7 protein-coding genes are annotated in these 7,498 nt (G+C 39.8%); 2 read left to right on the top strand and 5 right to left on the bottom strand.

The genetic code is table 11. From position 1 onward, the window contains the following. The first annotated feature begins 290 nt into the window (after positions 1-290). Positions 291-1,049: a sulfite exporter TauE/SafE family protein gene (locus EAX61_RS09945; protein ID WP_121917533.1), complete on the top strand. Its 759-nt coding sequence runs from the start codon at positions 291-293 to the stop codon at positions 1,047-1,049. 41 nt (positions 1,050-1,090) lie between these two features. Beyond that, positions 1,091-2,176, top strand: a complete 1,086-nt coding sequence (locus EAX61_RS09940; protein ID WP_121917532.1) for a ThuA domain-containing protein — start codon at positions 1,091-1,093, stop codon at positions 2,174-2,176. A gap of 58 nt (positions 2,177-2,234) precedes the next feature. On the opposite strand, the gene EAX61_RS09935 is transcribed toward EAX61_RS09940, so the two are convergent. The 5 genes from EAX61_RS09935 to EAX61_RS09915 form a co-directional block, all read right to left on the bottom strand. Then, a complete protein-coding gene (locus tag EAX61_RS09935; protein ID WP_121917531.1) occupies positions 2,235-2,456 on the bottom strand; it encodes a hypothetical protein in 222 nt (73 codons plus the stop codon). Positions 2,457-2,583: 127 nt separating this feature from the next. Further along, entirely contained in the window at positions 2,584-3,666 is a 1,083-nt protein-coding gene (locus EAX61_RS09930; RefSeq protein ID WP_236642022.1) for a cytochrome-c peroxidase, read from the bottom strand. Next, on the bottom strand, positions 3,666-4,418 hold the full coding sequence (locus EAX61_RS09925) for an MbnP family protein (RefSeq protein ID WP_121917530.1): 753 nt from the start codon (positions 4,416-4,418) through the stop codon (positions 3,666-3,668). The genes EAX61_RS09930 and EAX61_RS09925 overlap by 1 nt, the downstream gene beginning before the upstream one ends. A gap of 10 nt (positions 4,419-4,428) precedes the next feature. Next, a complete protein-coding gene (locus tag EAX61_RS09920) occupies positions 4,429-5,829 on the bottom strand; it encodes a hypothetical protein (protein ID WP_147448361.1) in 1,401 nt (466 codons plus the stop codon). A gap of 31 nt (positions 5,830-5,860) precedes the next feature. Further along, on the bottom strand, positions 5,861-7,267 hold the full coding sequence (locus EAX61_RS09915) for a choice-of-anchor B family protein (RefSeq protein ID WP_121917528.1): 1,407 nt from the start codon (positions 7,265-7,267) through the stop codon (positions 5,861-5,863). Positions 7,268-7,498 lie beyond the last annotated feature (231 nt).

Here is a 7,498-nt window from a genome sequence, read left to right as displayed (position 1 = left end):
AAGTACCGCCACCTTTGTAGGTTCTCTCGATGGAGCTGATATCGATTTGATCGATAATAATGTTCACTATACGTACCGGATGGTTCTCCGGAACAAAATCATCATAACTTGGTGGGAGAAGACTCAACTGGGACTGGTTGTTGGTCTTCCAGACAGGACTGGCTTTCATACCATGAAGATACGAAATACTGAAAAGTATTCAAAAAAAAGAGACTGCCTTTTAAGACAGCCTCTTGTTTTTTTTGCTTTATCCTAAGCATATGGATGTACTCTACTATCTTTGGTAAATAATGACAGAATTACAAACATATGGCATAGCTATAATCGGCGCCCTAATCGCTGGCGGTATTAATACCCTTGCTGGTAATGGGAGTGCTATAACCTTAACCATTCTCACCGAGATTTTGGGGTTGCCTCCTAATGTAGCAAACGGTACAAACCGAATAGGCGTTTTTACCCAATGTGCTGCCACGTCGTGGGTTTTCCATAAAAACGGAAAGCTCAATATTACCCGTAATAAAAAATATATCGTTCCCATATTTATAGGCGCCATCGCTGGTGGGTTGCTAGCTATAAATGTGAGTAATGAGCAGTTTAAGGCGGTTTTTAAGTTTATGATGGTTTTTATGCTTATTGCGGTACTTGTGAAACCTAAACGCTGGCTGAGGGAGACAGATCTAGAGTTCAGGCCTAAGTGGTATATCTATATTCCTTTGTTATTTGCACTAGGGTTTTATGGTGGCTTTATCCAGATGGGAATGGGCGTTTTCTTCCTCATTATTATGGTGCTCGGGATGCGGTTGAATATTATTGAGAGCAATGCGCTCAAGGGATTTGTGATAGGCCTCTACACACTTCTCCTCATAGGGCTTTTCCATTATCAAGGGATGATTGACTGGAAACTGGGCGGGATTATGGCTTTAGGACAAACAGCGGGCGGATATCTCACGGCACGGTTTGCCAGCAAAAACAAAAAAGCAGACCAGATTGCCTATTATGTTTTGATTACCGTTTTAGTATTTGCCATTATTAAACTATTTTTAAGGTAGTGTTGCGCTTTCGCGAAAGCGTAGAAATTAAAAGGTCCCTTATGAAACGTCAACTGTTTAAAACAATTACAATACTCTTTTTCGGGAGCATTTTATGCTTGCTAGGTTGTAAAGAAAAGCAATCAGAAAATATAGCCGAAAATATAGAGGAAGAGTTTGGGCTTAAAGCCTTAATCATCGATGGGCAGAACAATCACGGTGTCTGGCCTAAAACTACAATGATGATGAAGGATTACTTGGAAGAAACGGGTCTTTTTAAAGTAGATGTATATCGTTCTAAATTTACGTATCAAGGTCCGCATCACGGAGTGGTAGATGGTTATGGTAAAGATAGTATCATGCAACTAGCAACAAAATATGCTCTTGATGACAGGAAAATGTATATGGCAAAAGATAGTATCATTCCTGACATTCATTTTTCTCCCCGTTTTGAGGAGTACGATGTAGTGGTGTCTAATTTTGGTTGGCAATCTAGTAACTGGCAACCGCAGGTAAAGAGGGCTTTTGAGAATTATATAGAAAATGGTGGAGGTCTGGTGGTTGTACACGCCGCAAACAATGCTTGGGGTGATTGGGAGGAGTTTAATAAAATGATAGGCGTAGGTGGCTGGGGAGACCGTAGTCTTGATAGTGGATTTCATATTTACTATGACGAAGGCGGAAATGAACAACGTACTGCTGCAAATGGAATGGAATCTTCACACGGACCAGAAGTCGAATTTAAAATTACAACGAGAGCGCCAGAACATCCTATAATGAGAGGTCTCCCTGAGGAATGGATGCACACAAAAGATGAACTCTACGACAGACTAAGAGGTCCTGCAGAAAATGTGACCATTCTTGCTACTGCCTATTCTGATGTTGAGGAAAATGCTCAGCCGTGGGCTTTAGAAAATAAAGGCTCTGGCCGCCATGAGCCTATGCTTATGACCATAAATTATGGAGAGGGGCGTATTTTTCATACCACATTAGGACATATGGACTTTAGTATGGAAAGCGTGGGTTTTATAACCACCTTACAGCGAGGGGCCGAGTGGGCAGCCATAGGTAATGTTACCATTGGAGTTCCTAACGATTTTCCGACCAAGAAAGAAAGTAGTTCAAGAAACTGGGATTATAAAAAATAAAAAAGCACCGACGCACTTGAAGTTTGCCGATGCTCTCTCAGGGGGAAATCTGTTGCTATTAAATAGACGGTCGTCCAAGTAATCGCTTTTCTATTTTCTTTTTCTTTGCTGTTAATCTTTTCATTAAGTCCATAAGGTTGGACTCTTTTGTTTTTTTGTACGTTTCATTTATCGCAAGAATAAGTCTCTTTGCTTCTCTTGATGCGGCTACTCTGTCACTAGTGGACATATTGCTCATTTTGGCCGTTTCAAATGCTAGTGCTTGATCTATAATACTCATTGAGAATAGTATTTTTTGTTTAACTATTTCTAAATTAAGTTAAACAAATGAATATTGCAAATATTTTAAGACTTATTTGTGATTATCAAGAAAAATCCGACAAAGCTATTTTACTGAAAATCAACTTTTAAAACTCAGAAAATCGCTGGTCGAGTAAGAAATCGTTATCTGTGAGCGTTTTTAAGAAAGCAATGAGTTGTTCCTTCTCGGTGTTAGAAATTTCGAGACCTATTGTTCCATCTGCATTACGGAATTGCGCATCTAGTGTAGGACTATTTACCATGCCATTGGTATAAAAATCTAAAACATCGCGCAGAGTCCTAAATCTACCATCGTGCATGTAGGGAAATGTGGTGTCAATATTACGCAGACTAGGTACTTTGAATTTTCTGTTATCCTCTGGTGATCCCGTGACACGTTCTCGCCCTATATCGTTAAACTCTGGGTCTATGGGAAGACCGTTATTTCTAAACGAATGATCTGTTTGTAAAGTTCCAGCATGGCAACTACTACATTTAGCTTCAAAAATACTGCGACCAGCTTCCTCATCTGTGGTAAAGGTCACAGACTCTCCACGTTGCCATTTGTCAAACTTTGAATTGCCTGCTACCATCATTATCATAAACTGAGACAATGCCTTAAACATACGCTCCGAGGTTACACCTTCAGTTCCAAAAGCTTGAGCAAATAGTATTGGATAATTTTCATCCTCCTGTAATTTTCTCAACACGTTTGAGATAGATTCATTCATCTCATCTTCGGCAGTAATTGGGATGATGGGTTGTGCATCTAGAAAAGAGGCTGCTCCGTCCCAATTAAAATCTTGAGCAAAGGCTAGATTTTGTAGTGGTTGTGCATTGCGTGTTCCTATTCTTCCATTTACACCGTGGCTTGTGATATGTGTGTGGTGTGTAAATGAGAATTCTTGAATATGGCAAAACCCACAAGAAATTACCCCAGTAGAAGAAAGTTTACCGTCGTAAAATAATTTTTTACCCAGTTCAAAGCCTTTTTCTGTAGGTGGATTTTGTGAAATATCATAGGTAGGCGCGGGAAAATTAGAAGGAATCTGAAGGTTAAGCAGGTTGTTACTTACTTCTTCAGGAATTTCTGTATAGTCATCATCTACTGCGCTTTCTCCACCATCGTTATCTGAAGAACAGCCGATAATGAAAACAAAAATGGATATTATATAAATGTACTTTTTCACTAGTTTATGCTAAAAGCTGCTTGTATGTTCTGTGCGATTTTAGGTGCATTTATCGGGTCTACTTGAATATCTGCTTTGTCTTCAAGTCTAATGGTATTAGCACCATTAAAAACTTGGCTTACATCAAATGAGATTATCTTGCTACTTGCTGTCGCGCTATTAATTTTTATGTCCTCTCCTATGGCAAGTTCGATTTCTTTATAATTATCTAGGTTTGCTCCGTGACTCCCTACGTGTATAACAAAGTCATTACTTTCTGTTCCGTTTTCTGGGGTATAGGTGCCTTCCATTTTTATAAACTTATAACCAGCACTCCACGACCAGAGCATTCCAGCTTCTTCTGCTGTAGGGACAAAGTTTAAGGTTCCAGACTCAATAGGATATTTTGTAGGGTCTACGCCAAAGCCAAAAGTTATCCTGTCATAAGTTCCAGCGTCAATGTTAGTAAGTGTTATCATTTTTGACGAGGATTCTTCCTCATTAACAACGGCATAACTATCTGCTACCGGATAAATAAACTGGGAGCCATCTTTGCGCGTAAGCGTAATATTTGAGATGATATATTTTAATTCGTTAACTACATATTGCTCGTTGCTCGAGTTTGTGAATGGTGTTCCTAATATCAGATTTTCTGAGCCTATTTTATTTTCAAAACGTAATTCTAAAGAACCAGGTTCTCTGTTTGTATTATCGTCGCTATCACAACTTAAGAGTATACAAGTTGATAATATGAGAAGGCATATTTTTTTCATGAGGCAAGATTTATTCAATTTTAATTAAAAGACCATCTATACTACCGTTGCTTCCCGTAATGTCTTGGTCGTTACTATTACCATCTCCAGCGATCATAATTGAGCCATTTTGTGATACGGCAGCACCATACCCGAAGTCAAGTCCAGAACCGCCTAGCGTTTTTTGCCATTGCACATCACCATCTGCATCTAGTTGGGCCACCCAGATATCGCTCTGGCCCTTATTTTCTGTAATATCACCGTCCTCACTTCTGGAGGCCCCGGTGATTACAAAACCATTCCCTTGTGGTATAATGTCTCTGGCCGCATCAAAACCGGTTCCACCCAAAGTCTTTTCCCAGATCAAATCCCCCTGATTATTAATTTTTACAATCCAAACATCTGCAGTACCCTTAAAATTTGTGATGTCTCCGTCTGCACTACGGGTGTCTCCCGCGATGATATAATTTCCATCTGCTGTTGTTGTAATTGCATAGGCGGTGTCTGTCTCACTACCGCCGTAGTTTTTTTGCCATTGTAGATTACCATTACTATCTATTTTTACGGCCCAGAAATCATAGCTGCCTTTTGGATTTGTGATATCAAAGTCATCGCTCTCAGATGAGCCTACCATAATGACTCCTCCATCTGTTGTTGCCACAACATCATTTGCTCTATCGTTGTTGCTTCCTCCAAAGAATCTTCTCCAGATTAGGTTGCCATTTGCATCTAGTTTATGCACCCAAAATTCTCCCACACCGTGGCGGCCGTCATTTCCCTCGCCATCAGAAGCACTTACATCTAGAAAACCTGCTACAAAATAACCCCCATCAGAGGTTTGCACGATAGCATTTGCTTGATCGGAACCAGAAAATCCAAAGTTGCGTTCCCATTGTACGTTTCCAGAAGCATCTAGTTTTACAACCCATTGGTCATAAAAACCTTCATTAGACGTTATGTCACCATCTGAACTTTGAGCAAAACCTGCTAAAGCATATCCTCCGTCTTGAGTTTGTATTAATTTTTGGCCACGATCATCGTTGTTTCCGCCGTATGTTTTGGACCATTGTATAGCTCCTTCTGTATCTGTCTTTACCATCCAGTACATATTGACCTGTTCCGAATTGTCTATAATGTCGCCATCTACGCTTTGAGAAAACCCAAGTGTTGCAAATCCGCCGTCGCTAGTCGCAATCACATCCCTAAAAGAATCTGCCTGTGAGCCCCCGTAGGTTTTTATAAATGCAACTTCCAGCATATCAACTGGTTCTTCTGTACTTCCGTTATCATCGGTAGTTTCTATTTCTTCGGTATCTGGAGTGGGTGACTCGTCATCAGAGCAGGCAACGGCAAAAATGAGAAATAGGGAAAGGAGGTGTAAACGCTTTCGCGAAAGCGTAAACAACAACATTCTCTGTATAACTTTGTACATAGTGATTCTTTATAAGGGAATTTATCTTCCTCTATTTTATGATAAGACGCTGTGTGAGTGCACCGACCTGCACAAAATAAACGCCAGAAGGCAGATCTGAAGTATTGAGCTGTAGTTTATTTTCTTGAGAGGATACTTGCAGTACTTCTTGACCCAAAATATTGTAGATACTGACACTTCCAAGAGGTTTGTTGAACTGTAAATTAACTAAAGTGGTCGCCGGATTAGGATATACGGATAGGTCTGCCGTTAGAGTTTCGTCTTCAATTCCTAAAAAGTCTGGGTCACGTACTAGCGTAAATCCAGAATCTCCACTTAGGACAATATTGCCACTTCTAAAGAAGGGGTAGACATTCCATAATGCAGATGTTCCTACAGCATCATTAGGTGGAAAAGTGTCAAAATATCCAATCTCTGTCATCGATTCATTACCAATGTCCGAAATATCAAAAACGCGCATCCCCGCTCTATAACTTGCTAAATAGTATTTGTCTCCTACAACGTAGCCATTATGATCTGTAGAAGTATTATTGCCTTCAAATTCAAAATGTAATTCTGGATTGTCTAGGTCATTAAAGTCAAAAATTATGGTTCGTGTGGCAAATCCAAACAAGAGCTCATCAGTCTCGTCTCCCAAAAGAAAATAGCGCTGATTTTCTGTGAACCATCCTTGATGTACATATCCTATATTGGAATATCCTATTGTAGAGATTTCTACTGGATTTGACTTATCCGTAATATCTACGATAGCAATTTCATTCTCATTGCTTCCGATCAAAATCTCGCGTCCTGTATAATCAGAATCTGGTCCAGTATAGGTCACTACTTGTGCGTCGTGGCTGTATGCATTATCGGCATACCCGCCTTCTCCTACTGGATTAAGGGGGTCCTGAATATTGATAAAGTGTGGACCTCCACTAAATGTTTGGGTACCCACACCATAAGCATAGCCACTATCTGTGTTAATCACTATATTATGAGCTTTTCCAAAACCATCATAATGAGCGTCTTCAGTAAATGTTTGTTCTGTAGATACGTCGCGCAAACGTGTAAGGTCAAACACTTGCATACCGTGACCTGACGCTTCACTAACAATAAAGGCGTGGTTGCTATAAACTTTTATGTCTCTCCAGGTGCTATTTATAGTATGTGTAGGTAATTTTCCTAAATATAATGGGTTAGTAGGATCTTCTAGATTAAAAAATGCTGTTCCGTTATTTAAACCTATGAGGGCATACTCAATTCCTGATTCGGGGTCTGTCCAACCCCAAGAGTCGTTTGCAAGAGAAGCATCCATTTGAGCAGGGGTAATTCTGGCCTGTAAGTCATACCCTTCGCAAGGAAATCCGGCAGCTAGGTTGTCTTCGCAAGGAGTTTGGGCTATTAAGGAGAAACTAGCGGAGCTCAATATAAATGCAAATTGTAAAATTTTTTTCATTGTCGAGGGAGTTGTATTAGAAAATAAATGCGCTACTATTATAACAATCATCCATAGAGGATTCCTACTGCGATACCTAATTATTAATGAATAATAACAAGAAACTGTGGGTCTTAGATGACGTTTATAATAATTCACCCAAAAGTAATAATAGTCATTTGTTTGAGCTGTTAAAATCAAAACGATTACAATGGATGGAGGACAATCCTGTTCATTAAGTTGAGAGGAGAA

The sequence above is a fragment of the Dokdonia sinensis genome (genome assembly GCF_003688895.1).
In the GTDB taxonomy this organism is placed as follows: domain Bacteria; phylum Bacteroidota; class Bacteroidia; order Flavobacteriales; family Flavobacteriaceae; genus Dokdonia; species Dokdonia sinensis.
Note: the sequence above shows the minus strand (reverse complement) of the source record. Positions and strands in the feature narration are given on the sequence as shown.

Coding starts and splice junctions, on each gene's coding strand:
- EAX61_RS09920 (WP_147448361.1), bottom strand. CDS start 5,829: ATGTACAAAGTTATACAGAGAATGTTGTTGTTTACGCTTTCGCGAAAG.
- EAX61_RS09925 (WP_121917530.1), bottom strand. CDS start 4,418: ATGAAAAAAATATGCCTTCTCATATTATCAACTTGTATACTCTTAAGT.
- EAX61_RS09915 (WP_121917528.1), bottom strand. CDS start 7,267: ATGAAAAAAATTTTACAATTTGCATTTATATTGAGCTCCGCTAGTTTC.
- EAX61_RS09945 (WP_121917533.1), top strand. CDS start 291: ATGACAGAATTACAAACATATGGCATAGCTATAATCGGCGCCCTAATC.
- EAX61_RS09935 (WP_121917531.1), bottom strand. CDS start 2,456: ATGAGTATTATAGATCAAGCACTAGCATTTGAAACGGCCAAAATGAGC.
- EAX61_RS09940 (WP_121917532.1), top strand. CDS start 1,091: ATGAAACGTCAACTGTTTAAAACAATTACAATACTCTTTTTCGGGAGC.